Genomic DNA, 18060 nt, shown 5'->3' with positions numbered 1-18060 from the left:
CGAGGAGGATGCGACGAAGGTCAGGAGAACACGGGCGAGGCGGGACGCAGCAGAGTGGATGCGGGCGACGGAGAGGCGGGCAGCGAGGGGCGGACAGTGCCGTCCACGAAGATGGCCCACCACAGGCAGAAGATGGCCACCGCCCAGATCTTGCGCGAATGGTCGGCCGTGCCGGCGCGGTGTTCGGACAGCAGCCGCAGCGCGTAGTCGACGTCGATCAGGTGGCGCGGGCCCGAGCCGGCGATCAGGCCGGCCACCCAGTCGCCGATGCCACCCTTGAGCCACAGGCGGGTGGGCGTGGGAAAACCGAGCTTGCGCCTTTCCCGTACGGACTCCGGGACGATCCCCCGCATCGCCTCGCGCAGCGCGTGCTTCGTCGTGTTGCGGTTGTTCGACGGCAGCTTCAGCTCGGTCGGCAGGCCCGCCGCGGCGGCGTAGACGGCCTGGTCGAGGAACGGCACGCGCAGTTCCAGCGAGTGCGCCATCGACATGCGGTCGGCCTTGGCCAGGATGTCGCCGGGCAGCCAGGTGTGCAGGTCCACGTACTGCATGGACGCCACGTCGTCGACGTCGGCGGTCTCGGCGTACAGGTGGTTGGTGATCGCCGTGTGGGGTTCGGCGGTGAAGCGCAGCAGCTCGGCCTTCTCGGCGGGGCTGAAGATGCGCGCGTTGCCGTAGTAGCGCTCCTCGATCGGGGTCGTTCCGCGTTCGAGGAAGCTGCGGCCGCGCACCCCCTCGGGGATGGCGTGGGCCAGGCCGCGCAGGCCCCGCTTCATGCCGTCGGGCAGCCGGTCGACGCGGGCCAGCGAGGCCGGCTCGCGATAGATGGTGTAGCCGCCGAACAGCTCGTCGGAGCCCTCGCCGGAGAGCACGACGGTGACGTAGCGCGACGCCGTCTGGGCCAGGAAATAGAGCGGGATCAGCGACGGGTCGGCCACCGGGTCGTCGAGCAGGTGCACGATGCGGGGCAGTTCGCGGATGACGTCGTCCTCGGTGACGACGGTCGGGGTGATCCGTACGCCCAGTTGCCGGGCCGTGTCCTCGGCGATCTCGATCTCGGAGTAGCCGTCGTGGGCGAACCCGGCCGTGAACACGTGCAGGTCGGGCTTGTACTGGGCGGCCAGCGCGACGATGGCCGACGAGTCGACGCCGCTGGACAGGAACGCCCCGACCGGCACCTCGGCGTGCAGGTGGGCGCGGACGCTGTCCCGCAAGGCGGAACGAATGCCCTCGTAAGCAAGATCAGGCGTCAAGGAAAGGGGTCGCAACGAGGGCCGGAAGTACCGGGTCTGCCGCACCCCGCCACCGGGGGTCCAGGTCAGGTGGTGGCCGGGCGGGAGCCGGCGGATCTGGCGGTGCAGCGTCTGCGGGTCGGGCACGAACTGGAACGTGAAGTAGTGGGCCAGCGCGTCGGTGTCGAGGAACGCCGAGGAGTCGCCGCTGAACGGCAGCAGCGCCTTGCGCTCGCTGGCCAGGAACAGGCCGTCGACGGTTTCCAGGATGTAGAGCGGCTTGATGCCGAACTGGTCGCGCGCGGCGTGCAGGGTGCCGGTCCAGTGGTCGTACGCGGCGAAGGCGAACATGCCGCGCAGCCGGGGCAGGGCGGCCGGGCCCCAGAAGTGGAAGGCCGCCGCCAGCACCTCGCTGTCACCCTCGGTAGCGAACGTGGCGCCGTGGTCGCGGATCAGTTCGGCCCGCAGCTCCCGGTAGTTGTAGATCTCGCCGTTGAACACCACGGTCCAGCGGTCCCGGTAGTGCACGGGCTGGGCGGCCTCGGCCCGGTCGATGATCGCGAGCCGCTTGAAGCCGAACGCGGCCCCCTCGGTGAACTCGACCCGGGTGTCGTCCGGGCCGCGGTGGTGCATCGTCTCGAGCGCGGCGCTGAAGGCGGCCTGCGAGGCCGGGTCCGGCGCTCCGGCGGCCGGCCGGCTGCTCACGAAGACGTTCAATCCACACATGGCGTTCCTCCCGACGACGTCTGACGGGGGAAGCGTGCGATCAAGCCTGTGAAGAACTTGTGCGTCCATCGCTATCGGGCCGGATCTTCACCGGAATCCAACATTCCTTGGCCGGGGTGGCGCCGGGAGGTCAGAATCGCGGGCGTGACCGCACGTATCCTCGTGGCCGACGACGACCCGAAGCACGCCCAGCTCATCAAGCTCTACCTGGAGCGCGAGGGCCATCAGGTCATCACTGTCGGTGACGGCCGGTCGGCCCTCGACGTGGCCCGGGCCCGCAAGCCCGATCTGGTGGTGCTCGATGTGATGATGCCGCTGGTCGACGGGCTGGACGTGTGCCGGATCCTGCGGGCCGAGTCGACCATCGCCATCCTCATGGTCACCGCCCGCTCGTCCGAGAACGACATGCTGCTCGGGCTGGACATCGGCGCCGACGACTACATGCCCAAGCCGGTGAGCCCGCGCGAGCTCACCGCCCGGGTGCGAGCGCTCCTCCGCCGTACGGGAAAGGCCGAAGGCCCGTCGTCGGTGATCCGGGTCGGTGATCTGGAGGTGGACGCCGGCCGGTTCGAGGTGCGGGTGCGGGGCGAGGCCGTCACGCTCACGGCCAAGGAGTTCGGCATCCTGGAGCTGCTGGCGCGCGAGCCGGGGCGGGTGTTCACCCGCGCGCAGATCATCGACAAGACGTTCGGCTTCGAGCACGACGTCTCGAACCGCACGGTCGACGCGCACATCGTCAACCTGCGCCGCAAGATCGAGAAGGATCCGGCCGAGCCGCGCTACGTGCAGACGGTGTACGGCCGGGGCTACCGGATGGCCGAGATTTGAGTTTCCGCGTACGCATCTTCGTGCTGGTCATGCTGGTGGCGGTCACCGCGATCGGGGCGACGGCGTGGCTGACCCTCAACCTGACCTCGCGCCAGGTCCACAACACCGTGGAGGCGCAGGCCACCCACCGTACGGAAATCGTGCAGGAGCTCCAGCGGTACGGCCGGACCCATGGCAACTGGCCGGGTGTGGACCGGCTGGTGCAGGACCTCTCCGAGCGCACCGACCTGCACATCCGCATCCAGACGGCCGAGGTCGGCGAGGTGCTGGTCGACTCGGACATCCAGGCCGACCGGGCGTCCGGGGCGGTGCAGCCGATCTCGTACGACATCGACGCCTACCCGAGGCTGGAGGAGGTGTCGGACCGGCCGGCACCGGCGATCCCCTCGGTGTACCTCCAGAAACTCGTCTATCCCCTCCCGCGCGACATCTGGGGACCCGTGCCGACCGACCGCATCTACGGCAGCCGCGAGATGCTCGCCCTGCGGCAGGCCACCCAGTTCCGCACCGGCCTGGTGCTGGTGCGCTGCCTGCGCGACACGCTGGGCGAGGAGCCGGCCCTGGCGTCGGACCGGGCGCCGTACGTGACCGCGGCGCAACGGACGAGGTCGGCCGCCTGCATGACCAAGGCCACCACCCGGGTCATGACCGACGAGGGCTGGTTCATGGCGTTCTGGGACTACGTGCGGCAGTGCATGGAGTTCCGCGGGAACGACGACCCGGAGGCCGGCAAGGTCAATCCGTGCACGGAGGAGGCCTTCAACGACACGGTCTCGACCAGCTCGGCCGTCCCGCTGGAGCTCTACCTGGGTGGGCGGGACAAGACCGACGTCACCCAGCTGATCAGCCGGACCACCCTGCTCGGCGCGGCCGGGCTCGTCCTGGTCGCGCTGATCGGCACCTACTGGATCGCACGGCAGGTCAGCAGTCCGGTGCGGCGGCTCACCGGCGCGTCGCAGATGCTGGCGGCGGGGCAGCTCGAGACCCGGGTGCGGATCAACGGCAAGGGCGAGCTGGCCCGGCTGGCCTCGTCGTTCAACATGATGGCCGAGGCGGTGCAGCAGAGCGAGGAACGGCAGCGCCGGCTCATCGCGGACGTCGCGCACGAGATGCGTACGCCGCTGTCGAACCTGCGGGGGTATCTCGAGGGCCTGTCGGACGGGGTGATCGAGCCGAGCAAGGACCTGTTCGTGTCGCTGCACGAGGAGACCATGCTGCAGGGCCGCATCCTGGACGACCTGCAGGTGCTGGCCCTGGCCGAGGCGGGCGACCTGGGTTACACGAAGGCCCCGACCGACCTGGCCGAGCTGGCCTCGGGCAGCGTGACGGCGCAGCGGGCGGTGGCCGCCGAGGCGGGGGTGGCGCTGACCGTGGACGCCTCGGCCCCGGTCTGGGTCGAGGCCGATCAGGACCGGATCCGTCAGGTGCTGGGGAACCTGCTGACCAACGCGATCCGTTACACCGATCGGGACGGGCAGGTTCTCGTACGGGTCCGGGCCGAGGCCGGTGAGGCCGTGCTCACCGTGCAGGACACCGGGGTCGGGATCGCGGCCGGTGACGTGCCGCACGTGTTCGACCGTTTCTGGCGGGCCGACCCGGCCCGGCAACGCGCCACCGGCGGCACCGGCCTGGGCCTGACCATCGCCCACCGCATCGTCACCGACCACGGCGGCCGCATCGGCGTGGAGAGCCGGCAGCACGTGGGCACCACCTTCACCGTCCGTCTCCCCCTCACCGCGGCGGCTTGACCTTCACACCGGCGTCAAGGTTTAGCGTCGGCCCATGAGCGAAGATCAGAACTACACCGTCGTCGGCCAGGCCGAAGGCGCCCCGGGCCGGGCCCTGCTGCTGGTCTTCCACGGGTCGAAGCAGACCGGCGCGAAGCACCGGGCGTTCACCGGCCGGATGTACGACGCCCTGGCCGAGCGCGGCGACGCGGTGGTCGTCTACCTCGACGGCTACCGGGGCAACTGGAACGACGCCCGCAAGGAAAGCAGCTTCCCGGCCCGGCTCGCGGACATCGACCACGTCGGCTTCGCCCGGGAGGTCGTCGACCGGCTGGCCGACAGCCACGGGATCGACCGGCGGCGGGTCTACGCGGTGGGCTACTCCAACGGCGGGCAGATGGTGATGCGGCTGATCCACGAGACGCCCGACCTGATCGCCGGGGCCGCCGTGCTGTCGGCGACCATGCCGGCGCCCGAGAACTTCCTGGCCGGCGGCCACCCGGTCGTACCGATGCCGGTGCTGCTGATGCACGGCACGAAGGACCCGATCGTCGCGTACGAGGGCGGCGAGATGACGTGGTGGGCGCGGCGGATGTTCAAAGTGGGCGGCCGCAGCCTGTCGGCCCCGGAGACCGCGGCCTACTTCGCCGAGCGCAACGGCATCACGACGCCGCCCCGGCGCACCGACCAGACCATCGAGTATCGCCAGGAGGGCCGGCCGCCGGTGGTGCTGTACACGTTGCACGGTGCCGGGCACACCATCGCGGGGCCGAAGCGGGCACCGTTCGTGCTCGGAAAGACCAACCAGGACCTGAACACGGCCGAACTCATCGCCGACTTCCTAGGCTTGAACCAAGCCGTGAAGCGCTGAGGAAGAGGCGCGCGCTGCTTTCGACTAATACTGCAAAAGTTATGTAGGTCGATCCGAAAGTCTGGACAGGACCGTCGCGAAGTTCATAACGTGGGCCCCACTACAGGATTGTTTCCGGCGCGTATCAGATCCCCGCTGATGCCGGCGACACCCCCCTGGCCATCCCCAGTCAGGAAGGGACCACGTGAACCACCAGACCCGGAAATATCGATTAGTGACGATGGCTACGGCCACCGTTCTCCTCTCGACCGTCCTCGGCGTCACCTCTTCACCGGCCTCCGCGGTCATCAATCCGGCCGACTTCCAGCAGGTCACGCTGGCCAAGGGCGTCGCCGAGACCGGCGAGCCGATGAGCCTGGCGGTGTTGCCGGACCGGTCGGTGCTGCACACGGCCCGTAACGGAACGTTGCGCCGCACCGATGCGGCCGGCACCACGGCCGTGATCGCGACCATCCCCGTCTACACCCACGACGAGGAGGGTCTGCAGGGCGTGGCGGTCGACCCCGGCTTCGCCACCAACCGGCACATCTACCTCTTCTATGCGCCCCCGCTGAACACCCCGGCCGGTGACGCGCCGGCCACCGGCACCGCCGCCACCTGGGCCACCTGGGCCGGGGTCAACCGGCTGTCCCGGTTCACGCTCAACGCCGACTTCAGCGTCAACCTGGCCAGCCAGGTCAACGTGCTCGACGTGCCGACCGACCGGGGCATGTGCTGCCACGTCGGCGGCGACATGGACTGGGACGCGGCCGGCAACCTCTACATCTCGACCGGCGACGACTCCAACCCGTTCGACTCGGCCGGTTACTCGCCGATCGACGAGCGCACCAACCGCAACCCGGTCTACGACGCCCAGCGCAGCGCGGGCAACACCAACGACCTGCGCGGCAAGATCCTGCGGATCAGACCCAACGCCGACGGCACGTACGCGATCCCGTCCGGCAACCTGTTCGCGCCGGGCACCGCGAACACGAAGCCCGAGATCTATGCGATGGGTTTCCGCAACCCGTTCCGGATCAGCGTCGACAAGGCCACCGGGGCGGTCTACGTGGGCGACTACGGTCCCGACGCCGGCACCTCGTCGGCCACCCGCGGGCCGTCCGGGCAGGTCGAGTTCAACCGGGTCACCGCGCCCGGCAACTACGGCTGGCCGTACTGCACCGGCACCAACACCAGCGCCGAGACGTACAACGAGTGGGACTTCGCGGCCGGCACCGGCGGCGCCAAGTACAACTGCACCGGCGGCCCGGCCAACAACTCGTTCCGCAACACCGGCCAGCCCACGCTGCCCGCGGCCAAGCCGGCCTGGATCCGCTATGCCGGTGACGCCGGTTCGCCGCCCGAGTTCGGCGGTGGCTCCGAGTCGCCGATGGGCGGTCCCGTCTACCGGTACAGCGCGAGCAACACGTCGACCACAAAGTTTCCGCAGACCTTCGACGGGCAGTTCTTCGCCGGCGAGTTCGGCCGGGGCTGGATCAAGCCGACCGCGGTCAACGCGAACGGCACGTACGGGGCGATCGACACCTTCCCGTGGAACGGCAAGCAGGTCATGGACATGGCGTTCGGCCCCGACGGCGCGCTCTACGTCCTCGACTACGGCACCGGCTACTTCAACGGCGACGCCAACTCGGCGCTCTACCGCTACGACTACGTGGCCGGCGGCAACCGGGCGCCGACCGCGGTGGCGAGCGCGAACCCGACCTCCGGCGCCTCGCCGCTGACCGTCACGTTCTCGTCGGCCGGCAGCAGCGACCCCGAGGGCGGGGCGCTCACCTACTCGTGGGCGTTCGGCGACGGCACCACGTCGACGGCGGCCAACCCGACCAAGACGTACGCCACCAACGGCACCTACACGGCGACCTTGACCGTACGGGATCCGCAGGGCGCTACCGGCACATCGAGCGTGGCCATCAGCGTCGGCAACACCGCGCCCACGGTCACCATCACCAGCCCGGCCGCGGGTCAGCTGGCGTCGTTCGGCGACAGCATCCCGTGGAGCGTCACCGTGACCGACCCCGAGGACGGCACCATCGACTGCTCGAAGGTGACGATGGCCTACGTGCTCGGCCACGACCAGCACGCGCACCAGATCACGTCGCAGACCGGCTGTTCCGGCACGATCACCATCCCCACCGACGGGGAGCACGACGACGCCGCGAACATCTTCCCGATCTTCGACGCGTCCTACACCGACAACGGCGGGCTGACCACGCACGCGCAGAACATCCTGGCGCCCCGCAAACGGCAGGCCGAGCACTACAAGACGTCCTCCGGCGTCAGCAAGATCACGAAGACCGGCGCCGAGGGCGGGGCCACCGTCGGTGACGTCAACAACGGCGACTGGATCCAGTTCGATCCGTACAGGCTCAACAACGCCACCTCGTTCACGGCCCGGGTCTCCTCGGGCGGCAGCGGCGGCACCCTGCAGTTCCGTACGGGCTCCGCCACCGGCCCGATCATCGGCTCGGCCACCGTCGCGCCGACCGGGTCGTGGGAGACGTTCGTCACCGTGACCGGCGCGATCAGTGGCGCTCCGGCCGGCACCACGTCGCTCTACCTGACGTTCGCCGGAACCGGCACGGGCGCGCTGTTCGACGTGGACAGCTTCAGCTTCACCACCGGAACGGCGGCCAGCCTGCTGTCGCTCAACAAGCCGGCCACCGCCTCCAGCGTCGAGAACGCCACCTATCCGGCCTCGGCCGCGGTGGACGCGAGCGCCACCACCCGGTGGTCGAGCGCGTTCAGCGACCCGCAATGGATCCAGGTCGACCTCGGGCAGACCTACACCGTTTCCCGCGTACGGCTTCAGTGGGAGGCCGCCTACGGGTCGGCCTACCAGATCCAGACGTCGGCCAACGGCACCACCTGGACCACGGCCCGTTCCGTGACCGGGGGCAACGGCGGCGAGGACGACAACGTCGGGTTGAGCGCGCCGGCCCGATACGTGCGGATCAACGGCACCACCCGGGCCACCGCCTGGGGCTACAGCCTCTTCACCTTCGAGGTGTACGGCAGCTGATCCTTCCCCGTCGGAGCGGGGCGCCTGTCCCCCCAAGCAAGCGCCCCGCTCCTCCCCACGCACAGGAGGTTTCATGCGCAAGCTCATAGCCGGTGCGGCGACCCTGATCGCCTTGGCCGCCTGCACGTTCACGGCGTCTCCCGCTTCGGCGGCCGACGCCCCGTACGACGTCCTGGTCTTCAGCAAAACGGCCGGGTTCCGGCACGACGCGATTCCGGTCGGCATCCAGACCATCCGCGATCTGGGCGCGGCCAACAACTTCACGGTCACCGCCACCGAGGACGCCGGCGCGTTCACCACCGGCAACCTGGCCCAGTACGAGGCGGTCGTCTTCCTCAACACCACCGGCGACGTGCTCAACGACACCCAGCAGACGGCCTTCGAGTCGTACGTACGTACCGGTGGCGGTTATGTCGGTGTGCACGCCGCGGCCGACACCGAGTACGGCTGGCCCTTCTACGGTCAGCTGGTCGGCGCCTACTTCCACTCGCACCCGGCCATCCAGCAGGTGACCGCCCGGGTCGAGGATCGGGCCCACCCGAGCAGCGCCCACCTGCCGCAGGCGTGGACCCGCACCGACGAGCTCTACAACTACCAGAGCAACCCGCGCAGCGGCGCCCACGTGCTGGCCACGCTCGACGAGTCGACCTACTCGGGCGGCAACATGGGCGCCGACCACCCGATCGCCTGGTGCAAGACCGTCGACAGTGGACGGTCCTGGTACACCGGATTCGGGCACACCCAGGCCTCGTACGCCGAAGCGAACTTCCGCCAGCACCTGCTGGGCGGCCTGCGCTACGCGTCGAACCGGGCCAAGGCCGACTGCCGCCCCGAGACCGGCTACACCCCGCTCTACAACGGCGGCACCACCGGCTGGTCGCAGTCGGGCCCGGGCAGCTTCACCAACAGCGACGCCACCCTGAGCTCGGTCGGCGGCATGGGCCTCTACTGGTACTCGGCCAAGCAGTTCACGTCGTACTCGCTGAAGGCCGACTGGCGGCTCACCGGCGACAGCAACTCGGGCATCTTCGTCGGCTTCCCCAACCCGGGCAACGACCCGTGGGTGGCCGTGAACCAGGGCTACGAGGTGCAGATCGACGCCACCGACGCCACCGACCGCACCACCGGCGCCATCTACACGTTCAAGTCGGCCGACATCGCCGCCCGCGACGCCGCGCTCAACCCGGCCGGCGAGTGGAACACCTACGAGCTGCTGGTCGAGGGCCAGCGGATCCGGGTCTACCTCAACGGCAAGCTCATCAACGACTTCACCAACACCGACCCGGCCCGCAACCTGGACGGCTACATCGGCATCCAGAACCACGGCGCCGGCGACCAGGCCGCGTTCCGCAACATCCGGGTCAAGGAGCTGACCGGGCAGCCGCCGGTCACCAACCTGGCCCTGAACCGGCCGGCCACCGCCTCCAGCGTCGAGAACGGCAGCTACCCGGCGGCCAACGCGGTCGACGCCTCGACCACGACCCGCTGGTCGAGCGCGTTCAGCGACCCGCAGTGGATCCAGGTCGACCTGGGTTTGGTGCGGGCGGTGAACCGCGTCCGGCTTCTCTGGGAGGCCGCCTACGGGTCGGCGTACCAGATCCAGACCTCGACCGACGGCAGCACCTGGTCGACCGCCCGCTCGGTGACCGGGGGCAACGGCGGCGAGGACGACATCACCGGGCTCACCGCCCAGGCCCGTTACGTGCGGGTCCTCGGCACGACCCGGGCCACCCCGTGGGGCTACTCGCTCTACAACTTCGAGGTTTTCGGCAACTGAGCAACACCTGAGAGGGGTTCGGATGACGACCGGCGTGTGGTTGATCGGGGCACGAGGATCCGTGGCGGTGACCAGCATGGTCGGGGCCACCGCACTACGCGCCGGGCTCGCCGAGCCCCTGGGGTGCGTCACCGAGCTGCCGGAGCTGGCGTCGCCGGCCCTTCCCGGGCTGGGCGACCTGGTCTTCGGCGGCCACGACATCAGCGACATCACCCTCGAGAAGAAGGTCGAGAACCTGGTCGCGGCCGGCGTGCTCCCCGCGCGCCCGGCCGCCGCGGTGGCCGACAAGCTGGACGGGCTGCAGCGCGAGCTGCGGCCCGTGCCTTCGGCCGAGACCCAGCTCGAGGTCGCGAGGCTGGTCGCGCAGGACATCGACGACTTCCGGCGGCGGCGCGGCCTGGAACGGGTCGTGGTCGTCAACGTCTCGTCGACCGAGCCGCTGTTCACCGCCGGCCCGGCCCACGAGTCGCTGTCCGCGCTGTCGACGGCCATGGGCACGCCGGGCGCGGTGCTGCCGCCGAGTTCCCTTTACGCGTACGCCGCGTTCCTCGCCGGATGCCCGTTCGTGGACTTCACGCCGTCGACCGGCACCCGGCTGCGCGCGCTGCGCGAGATGGCCGCCGAGGCCGGGCTGCCCTACGCCGGGCACGACGGCAAGACCGGCGAGACGCTGGTGAAGTCGGTGCTGGCGCCCATGTTCGCGATGCGGCACCTGCGCGTCCGCACCTGGGCCGGCACCAACCTGCTGGGCGGCGGCGACGGGGCGAACCTGGCCGACCCGGCGGCCCGGGCGGCCAAGTCGGGCAGCAAACAACGGGTGCTGGCCGAGACCCTGGGCTACCAGCCGCAGGGCAGCAGCCACATCGAATACGTGGACGACATCGGCGACTTCAAGACGGCGTGGGACCTCATCACGTTCAGCGGCTTCCTCGGCACCCAGATGCGGATGGAGTTCTCGTGGCACGGCTGCGACTCGGCCCTGGCCGCGCCGCTCATCCTCGACCTGGCCCGCCTGACCGCGGCCGCCCACGCCGCCGGGCGCACCGGGCCGCTGACCGATCTGGCGTTCTTCTTCAAGGACCCGATCGGCGAGGTGCCGCACGCGCTGGCCGACCAGTGGGCGCGGCTGGCCGCCTTCGTCCGGGGCCTCGCCCATGACTGACACCCCCGTGCGCCCGGCCCTCGCCACCCGGAACGGCGTCCCCCGGCATCGCGCTTCGTGGACCGGCCGGCCCCGGCTGCGTGACCTCGCTCAGCTCGTCCGCGCGCCCGCCGCCCTGTCCGTTCCGGGCGACACCATCGCCGGTGCGGCGGCGGCCGGCGGTGTGCGGCCCTCGACGCCCGCCCTCGCCGCGGCCTCGGTCTGCCTCTACTGGGGTGGGATGGCGGCCAACGACTGGGCCGACCGTGAACTGGACGCCCGGGAACGGCCGGAGCGTCCGATCCCCTCGGGCCGGGTGCGACCGGGTCAGGCGCTGCTCACCGCGGCCGGGCTGACCGCGGCCGGGGTCGGGCTGGCTGCCCTGTCCGGGGGCCGCCGGGCGGCGGCGGTGGCGGTCCCCCTCGCGGCGACGGTCTGGGCCTACGACCTGTGGGCGAAGAACACCCCGGCCGGGCCCGCGTTCATGGCCGCCTGCCGCGGGCTCGACGTGCTGCTCGGCGCGAGCGGCGGAAACATGCGGCGGGCGGTGCCGTCGGCGCTGACCGTCGCCGCTCACACCTACACCGTCACGGAGCTGTCCCGGCGCGAGGTTTCGGGGGCTACCTCCGCGCTGCCGCTCACCACACTGGCCGGAACGGCCGCGGTGGCCGCCACGGCCGCTGGACGAAGGCCGGGCCCGGCCGGGCTGCTCGCCGCCTGGTACGCAGCCGGATATGGGACCGCGCAGGCCCGCGCGGCAGCCGAGCCCACGGCGGGCCGCATCAGAGCGGCCGTCGGAGCGGGCATCACCGATCTGCCGACTCTGCAGGGCGCGCTGACCACAAGGGCGGGCTCACCCACGTACGGAATCGGGCTGGCTCTTCTCGCCCCGCTGGCCCGGCGCCTGGCCCGGAAGGTGTCGCCGACATGAGATTTGGCTACGGGACCAACGGATTCACCAACCACCGGCTGCCCGAGGCGCTGCGGGTCATCGCCGACCTCGGCTACGACGGGGTCGCGCTCACCCTCGACACCAACCACCTCGACCCGTTCGGCGCCGACCTCGCGCGGCGCACGACCGAGGTCGCGGCCGACCTGCAACGGCTGGGACTGGCCGTCGTCATCGAGACCGGGGCGCGCTACCTGCTGGACCCGTGGCGCAAGCACTCCCCCACGCTGATGGACGACGATCCCGCGCTGCGCCTGGAATACCTGCGCCGAGCCGTCCAGGTGGGCGCGGATCTCGGCGCCGAGGCGGTGTCGTTCTGGGCCGGCATCGGACCCGCCGACCGCTGGGACCGCCTGGTCGACCGCACCCGGCAGATCGTCGAGTTCGCCGGCGCCCACGGCGTCACCCTCGGGTTCGAGCCGGAACCGGGCATGCTCGTCAACGACATCGCCGACTGGCGGCGCCTGCACGACGACCTGGGCCGCCCGGCGAACTTCGGCATCACCCTCGACATCGGACACTGCCGCTGCCTGGAAGCGTTGCCCGTGCCCGATTGTGTGACCGCCGTGGCCGGGGAGCTCGTCAACGTGCAGATCGACGACATGCGGCGCGGCACCCATGAGCACCTCGAGTTCGGCACCGGCGAGATCGACTTCCCGCCGGTGCTGGCCGCGCTCGAAGCCTCGTACCGCGGTCTGGTGTCGGTCGAGCTGCCCCGGCACCCGCACGCGGCGCCGACGATCGCCGCGCAGTCACTGGATTTCCTGCGCAACGCCCTCAAAGAGGCGGGAGACCACCGATGACCACATTGGACGAGTTGCGGAAAGAGCTCGCGGGCAACGACCGGCTGACCGAGGACCTGCGCCGGGTGGCCGAGAAGCCGGACACCGTGGGCGGCCTTTTCCCCGCGGCCGGGCGGCGGTACGGCCGGGAGCCCCTGCTCGACGGATGGACGACCGACGAGGCGGCGCGGGCCCTGCTGCTGGCTGCCTCCCCGGTCGAGCAGGTGCTGGCCGTCTACCGCTACGGGGACACGGCCGAGAAGCTGGCGGTGCTGAAAGCGTTGCCGCTGCTGCCGATCGGCGACAGCGCGGTGCCGTTGCTGGAGGACGCGCTGCGCACCAACGACACCCGGCTGGTGGCAGCGGCCCTCGGCCCGGCCGCGGACCGTCTCGACCAGGAGGCGTGGCGCCAGGCCGTCCTCAAGTGCGTCTTCATGGGCGTACCGCTGAGCGGGGTGCACCGGCTGGCCGAGCGCGCCGACGGACCGCTGGGCGCGATGCTCGGCGCCTTCGCCCAGGAACGCCAGGCCGCCGGCCGTGACATGCCACCCGACGCGCTCGCTCTACTCGACCAGCTCAAGGAGGCCTGATGCGCATCTTCGACCCGCACATCCACATGACCTCGCGCACCACCGACGACTACCAGCGGATGGCCGACGCCGGGGTGCGGGCGGTGGTCGAACCCGCGTTCTGGCTCGGTCAGCCGCGCACCAACCCGGGTTCGTTCACCGATTACTTCGACTCGATCATCGGCTGGGAACCGTTCCGGGCGAGCCAGTTCGGCATCCGGCACCACGCCACGATCGCGCTGAACCCCAAAGAGGCCAACGATCCCCGCTGCCGGCCGGTGCTCGACCTGCTGCCGCGCTATCTGGCCAAGGACGGCGTGGTCGCGGTGGGCGAGATCGGCTACGACTCGATGACTCCGGCCGAGGACGAGGTGTTCGCGGCCCAGCTGGCCCTGGCCCTCGACCACGACCTGCCCGCGATGGTGCACACGCCGCACCGCGACAAGGCGCGCGGAACCCAGCGCAGCCTCGACGTCATCAAGGAATCCGGCATCGCACCGGAACGGGTGGTGCTCGACCACCTCAACGAGGTGACGGTCGCGGCGGCCCGGGAAGCCGGGGTGTGGACCGGGTTCTCCATCTATCCCGACACCAAGATGTCGCCCGAACGGATGGTGGCGATCCTGCGCGAGTTCGGGCCGGAACGGGTGCTGGTCAACTCGGCCGCCGACTGGGGCAAGTCGGATCCGCTGCTCACCCTGCACACGGGCGAGGCCCTGCTGAAGGCCGGCTTCGACGAGGACTTCGTCGACCGGGTGCTGTGGCGCAACCCGGTCGAGTTCTACGGCCAGTCCGGCCGGCTCGACCTGTCCGACGTCGCGGACGCCGGGCCCACGTTCGCCGGCAACTCGATCCTGCGCGGAGGCAGCTGATGCATCTGAGCTACTGCACCAACGTGCACCCGGCCGAGGACCTGGCCGGCATCATCGACCAGCTCGACACGTACGCGCTCCCGATCCGGCACCGGCTCGACGCCGATGTGCTCGGGCTCGGGCTGTGGCTGGCGGCGCCCGCGGCGGCCGGGCTCGCGGACTCGCCGGAGGATCGGCGCCGGCTGCGCCGCGAACTCGACGCGCGCGGTCTCGAAGTGGTCACCCTGAACGGATTCCCGTACGAGGCGTTCCAGGCGCCCGTGGTGAAGCTGGGTGTCTACTACCCCGACTGGACCTCCCGCGAGCGCCTCGACTACACGCTCCGGCTGGCGCGCATCCTGACCGACCTGATGCCCGACACCGCCTCGTACGGGTCGGTGTCGTCGCTGCCGATCGCCTGGCGCACGCCGTGGGACGGCTCCCGCGCGGCGGCCGCGTTCGGGCACCTCGACGAACTGGCCCGCGGGCTGGCGCGGATCGAGTCCGAGACCGGTCGCAAGGTCCGGGTCGGCTTCGAACCCGAGCCGGGCTGCCTGATCGAGAACACCACCCAGGCGGCCGCGTTGCTGGCCGGGGTCGACACCGAGCGGCTGGGTGTGTGCCTCGATCTGGCCCACCTGGCGGTGGCCTGGGAGGATCCGGCCCAGGCCCTCGACCGCCTGCGGACGGCCGGTGTGCCGGTGGTCAAGGTGCAGGTGTCGGCGGCGTTGCAGGCGGACGATCCGCTTGCGGCGGTTGACGTCCTGCGGGCGTACGTGGAACCGAGGTTTATGCATCAGACGCGCTCGCAGGCCGGGGAGGCGACGGATGACCTGGACGCGGCCCTGGACCGCAAGCTGGATGGGCCGTGGCGCGTCCACTATCACGTGCCGCTGCACGCGGAACCGTCCGCGCCGCTGACGTCGACCGTTCCGGTGCTGCGCTCGGCCCTGCGGGAGCTGCTCGCTTCGTCCGACTGTGAGCACTACGACGTCGAGACGTACACCTGGGGTGTCCTGCCTTCCGAACAGCGCCCCGAAGATGCGGCGGGACTGGCCGACGGGATCGCGGCCGAGCTCGCGTTCGCGCACAACCTGCTCGCCTCCGCCGGTGCCCCTGACCCGGCTTCCGCGTTCTCGTCCCAGGCGGTGAACCGATGAGCCGGCTGGTGGTGCTCGACGTGGTCGGGCTGACGCCGCGACTGCTGGCCCACATGCCCAAGCTGCGGGCCCTGGCCGAGCGCGGGTTCCAGGCGCCGCTGGGCACCGTGCTGCCGGCGGTGACCTGTTCGGTGCAGTCGACGTTCCTCACCGGCGCCATGCCGTCCGACCACGGGATCGTCGGGAACGGCTGGTACTTCCGGGAACTGGGCGAGGTCTTCCTCTGGCGGCAGCACAACGCGCTCGTCGGCGGCGAGAAGCTGTGGGACGCGGCCCGCAAGGTCCGGCCGGACTACACGGTGGCCAACGTCTGCTGGTGGTACGCGATGGGCGCCCAGGTCGACTGGACGATCACGCCACGGCCGATCTATCGGGCCGACGGGCGCAAGGAGCCGGACTGCTACACGTATCCGCCCGAGCTGCACGACGAGCTGCCGCCGTTCCCGCTGTTCACCTATTGGGGGCCCGGGGCGGGGATGCCGTCCTCGCAGTGGATCGTCAACGCGGCGCTGCACCTGCTGAAGACCCGCAACCCGGACCTCACGCTGGTCTACGTGCCGCATCTCGACTACGACCTGCAGCGGTTCGGGCCGTCCTCACCGCAAGCGGCGGCGGCCGCGGCGGCGCTGGACGAGGTGCTGGCGCCCCTGCTGTCACTGCCGGACACGACCGTCGTGGCGCTTTCCGAGTACGGCATCACCGACGTGAGCCGGCCGGTCGACATCAACCGGATGCTGCGGTCGGAGGGGCTGCTGGAGGTCTACACGCAAGACGGTATGGAATATCTCGATCCATGGGTGTCACGGGCCTTCGCCGTGGCCGACCATCAGGTGGCGCACGTGTACGTCCGGGATCCGGCCGAAATCCCCGCGGTGGCCAAGTTGTGCGCGGCCGTGCCGGGGGTCGACCTCGTCCTGGACGACGCGGGCAAAACCTCATACGGACTCGATCATTTCCGGGCGGGCGATCTCGTGCTGGTGGCTTCCGACGACTCCTGGTTCACCTACTACTACTGGCTCGACGACGCGCGGGCGCCCGACTTCGCGCGCTGCGTGGAGATCCACCGCAAACCCGGTTACGACCCGGCCGAGCTGTTCTTCGACCCGGCCGACCCGGGCGCGGCGAAGCGGCGGGCGATCACGGCGGTGGCCCGCAAGAAACTGGGCCTGCGCTACCTGATGAACCCGGTCGGTCTCGACGCCGGGGCGCGCGCGGTGAAGGGGTCGCACGGCCGGTTGCCCGCCTCCCCCGAGGACGCGCCGGTGCTGTTGTGTTCGGAGCCCTCCGCCTCCCGGGAGAACGTGTCTGCGACGGACGTGAAGGCTCTGCTGCTCGGCCTGGCGGGGCTGTCATGACGCTCGAGGCAACCCGCGCGCCGGCCTCGGCCGAACTGAGGCAGCGCTTCGACACCGCCCTGGCCACGTTCATCGACCGGCAGGACCCGGCCTGGCCCGACGGCGCCCCGCGCGGCGCGCTCGACTCGTTGCGCCGGTTCATCCTGGCCGGGGGCAAACGGATCCGCCCGACGTTCTGCTATTGGGGCTGGCGCGCGGGCGGGGGCGACGACTGCCCCGAGGTGATCAACGCGGCGGCCGCCCTGGAGCTGTTCCACGCGTTCGCGCTGATCCACGACGACATCATCGACGGCAGCGACCGGCGCCGGGGCCAACCGTCGATGCACCGCTTCTTCGCGACCATGCACCACCGCCACTCGTGGCGCGGCGACTCGCTGGCCTTCGGGCGCAACACCGCCCTGCTCTGCGGCGACCTGTGCGCCGCGTGGGCCGAGCAGATGTTCCACGAGTGCGGGCTGCCGCCCCGGCAGATCCACCAGGGCTATGCGGCGTTCGCGCTCATGCGGACCGAGGTGATCGCCGGCCAGTACCTCGACCTGGTCTCCGGGGTGGGCGACGGCTCGGTGGCGAGCGCCCTGACCGTCATCCGCATGAAGGCCGCGCGGTACACGGTCACCCGCCCGCTGCAGATCGGCGCGTGGCTGGCCGGCGCTCCCCGCGCCCTGTACGCCGCGTTCACCGACTTCGGCGACCCGCTGGGAGACGCCTTCCAGTTGCGCGACGACGTTCTGGGCGTGTTCGGCGACCCCACGGTCACCGGCAAGTCCACGCTGGATGATCTGCGCGAGGGCAAACCGACGGTGATGATGGCCCTGGCCCGCGACGCCGCGACCCGTGACCAGGCGGCCCGGCTGGCGGTCCTGTTCGGCAACCCCGACCTGGACGCTTCCGGGGCCGAGGCGCTGCGGGCCATCATCGTCGAAACCGGTGCGCTGGAACAGATCGAGCAGATGATCCGCGTACGGGCCGAGGCCGCTCTGGCCGCCCTGGCCGCCGCTCCGTTGCCCGCGTTTGTCCGTGCGGCCCTGACCGACCAGGCCGAGGCCGCCATCAACCGGTCGCTGTGACCTGCG

At 70.8% G+C, this 18060-nt stretch carries 14 protein-coding genes; 13 read left to right on the top strand and 1 reads right to left on the bottom strand.

Features of this window, described 5'->3' with window-relative positions:
* Positions 1-20 precede the first annotated feature (20 nt).
* Complete coding sequence (gene asnB / locus JIG36_RS08530) at positions 21-1958, bottom strand: asparagine synthase (glutamine-hydrolyzing) (RefSeq protein WP_203375482.1); 1938 nt, start codon at positions 1956-1958, stop codon at positions 21-23.
* A 135-nt stretch (positions 1959-2093) separates the two neighbouring features.
* Here asnB and JIG36_RS08525 point away from each other — a divergent pair, with 135 nt between their 5' ends.
* The 13 genes from JIG36_RS08525 (at position 2094) to JIG36_RS08465 (ending at position 18054) form a co-directional block, all read left to right on the top strand.
* Entirely contained in the window at positions 2094-2786 is a 693-nt protein-coding gene (locus tag JIG36_RS08525; protein WP_203375814.1) for a response regulator transcription factor, read from the top strand.
* Positions 2783-4534 (top strand): sensor histidine kinase, encoded by a 1752-nt coding sequence (locus JIG36_RS08520; RefSeq protein ID WP_203375481.1) that lies wholly within the window; start codon positions 2783-2785, stop codon positions 4532-4534. The genes JIG36_RS08525 and JIG36_RS08520 overlap by 4 nt, the downstream gene beginning before the upstream one ends.
* A 34-nt stretch (positions 4535-4568) precedes the next feature.
* Complete coding sequence (locus JIG36_RS08515; RefSeq protein ID WP_203375480.1) at positions 4569-5384, top strand: CE1 family esterase; 816 nt, start codon at positions 4569-4571, stop codon at positions 5382-5384.
* A gap of 220 nt (positions 5385-5604) precedes the next feature.
* A complete protein-coding gene (locus tag JIG36_RS08510) occupies positions 5605-8403 on the top strand; it encodes a PQQ-dependent sugar dehydrogenase (protein WP_236046187.1) in 2799 nt (932 codons plus the stop codon).
* A 73-nt stretch (positions 8404-8476) separates the two neighbouring features.
* Positions 8477-10180, top strand: a complete 1704-nt coding sequence (locus JIG36_RS08505; protein ID WP_203375479.1) for a ThuA domain-containing protein — start codon at positions 8477-8479, stop codon at positions 10178-10180.
* A 22-nt stretch (positions 10181-10202) separates the two neighbouring features.
* Complete coding sequence (locus JIG36_RS08500) at positions 10203-11342, top strand: inositol-3-phosphate synthase (protein ID WP_203375478.1); 1140 nt, start codon at positions 10203-10205, stop codon at positions 11340-11342.
* Positions 11335-12252 (top strand): SCO3242 family prenyltransferase, encoded by a 918-nt coding sequence (locus tag JIG36_RS08495; protein WP_203375477.1) that lies wholly within the window; start codon positions 11335-11337, stop codon positions 12250-12252. Before JIG36_RS08500 ends, JIG36_RS08495 begins: the two co-directional genes overlap by 8 nt.
* Positions 12249-13073, top strand: coding sequence for a sugar phosphate isomerase/epimerase family protein (locus JIG36_RS08490; RefSeq protein ID WP_203375476.1), 825 nt, complete (start codon positions 12249-12251; stop codon positions 13071-13073). Before JIG36_RS08495 ends, JIG36_RS08490 begins: the two co-directional genes overlap by 4 nt.
* Positions 13070-13642 (top strand): EboA domain-containing protein, encoded by a 573-nt coding sequence (locus tag JIG36_RS08485; protein ID WP_203375475.1) that lies wholly within the window; start codon positions 13070-13072, stop codon positions 13640-13642. Before JIG36_RS08490 ends, JIG36_RS08485 begins: the two co-directional genes overlap by 4 nt.
* A complete protein-coding gene (locus JIG36_RS08480) occupies positions 13642-14493 on the top strand; it encodes a TatD family hydrolase (protein ID WP_203375474.1) in 852 nt (283 codons plus the stop codon). The genes JIG36_RS08485 and JIG36_RS08480 overlap by 1 nt, the downstream gene beginning before the upstream one ends.
* Positions 14493-15632, top strand: a complete 1140-nt coding sequence (gene eboE / locus JIG36_RS08475) for a metabolite traffic protein EboE (protein WP_203375473.1) — start codon at positions 14493-14495, stop codon at positions 15630-15632. Before JIG36_RS08480 ends, eboE begins: the two co-directional genes overlap by 1 nt.
* Positions 15629-16987, top strand: a complete 1359-nt coding sequence (locus tag JIG36_RS08470) for an alkaline phosphatase family protein (RefSeq protein WP_203375472.1) — start codon at positions 15629-15631, stop codon at positions 16985-16987. Before eboE ends, JIG36_RS08470 begins: the two co-directional genes overlap by 4 nt.
* Complete coding sequence (locus JIG36_RS08465; RefSeq protein ID WP_203375471.1) at positions 16984-18054, top strand: polyprenyl synthetase family protein; 1071 nt, start codon at positions 16984-16986, stop codon at positions 18052-18054. Before JIG36_RS08470 ends, JIG36_RS08465 begins: the two co-directional genes overlap by 4 nt.
* Positions 18055-18060: the final 6 nt, after the last annotated feature.

Source organism: Paractinoplanes ovalisporus, assembly GCF_016834655.1.
Classification (GTDB): Bacteria; Actinomycetota; Actinomycetes; order Mycobacteriales; family Micromonosporaceae; genus Actinoplanes; species Actinoplanes ovalisporus.
This window is presented reverse-complemented; position numbering and strand designations above follow the sequence as displayed.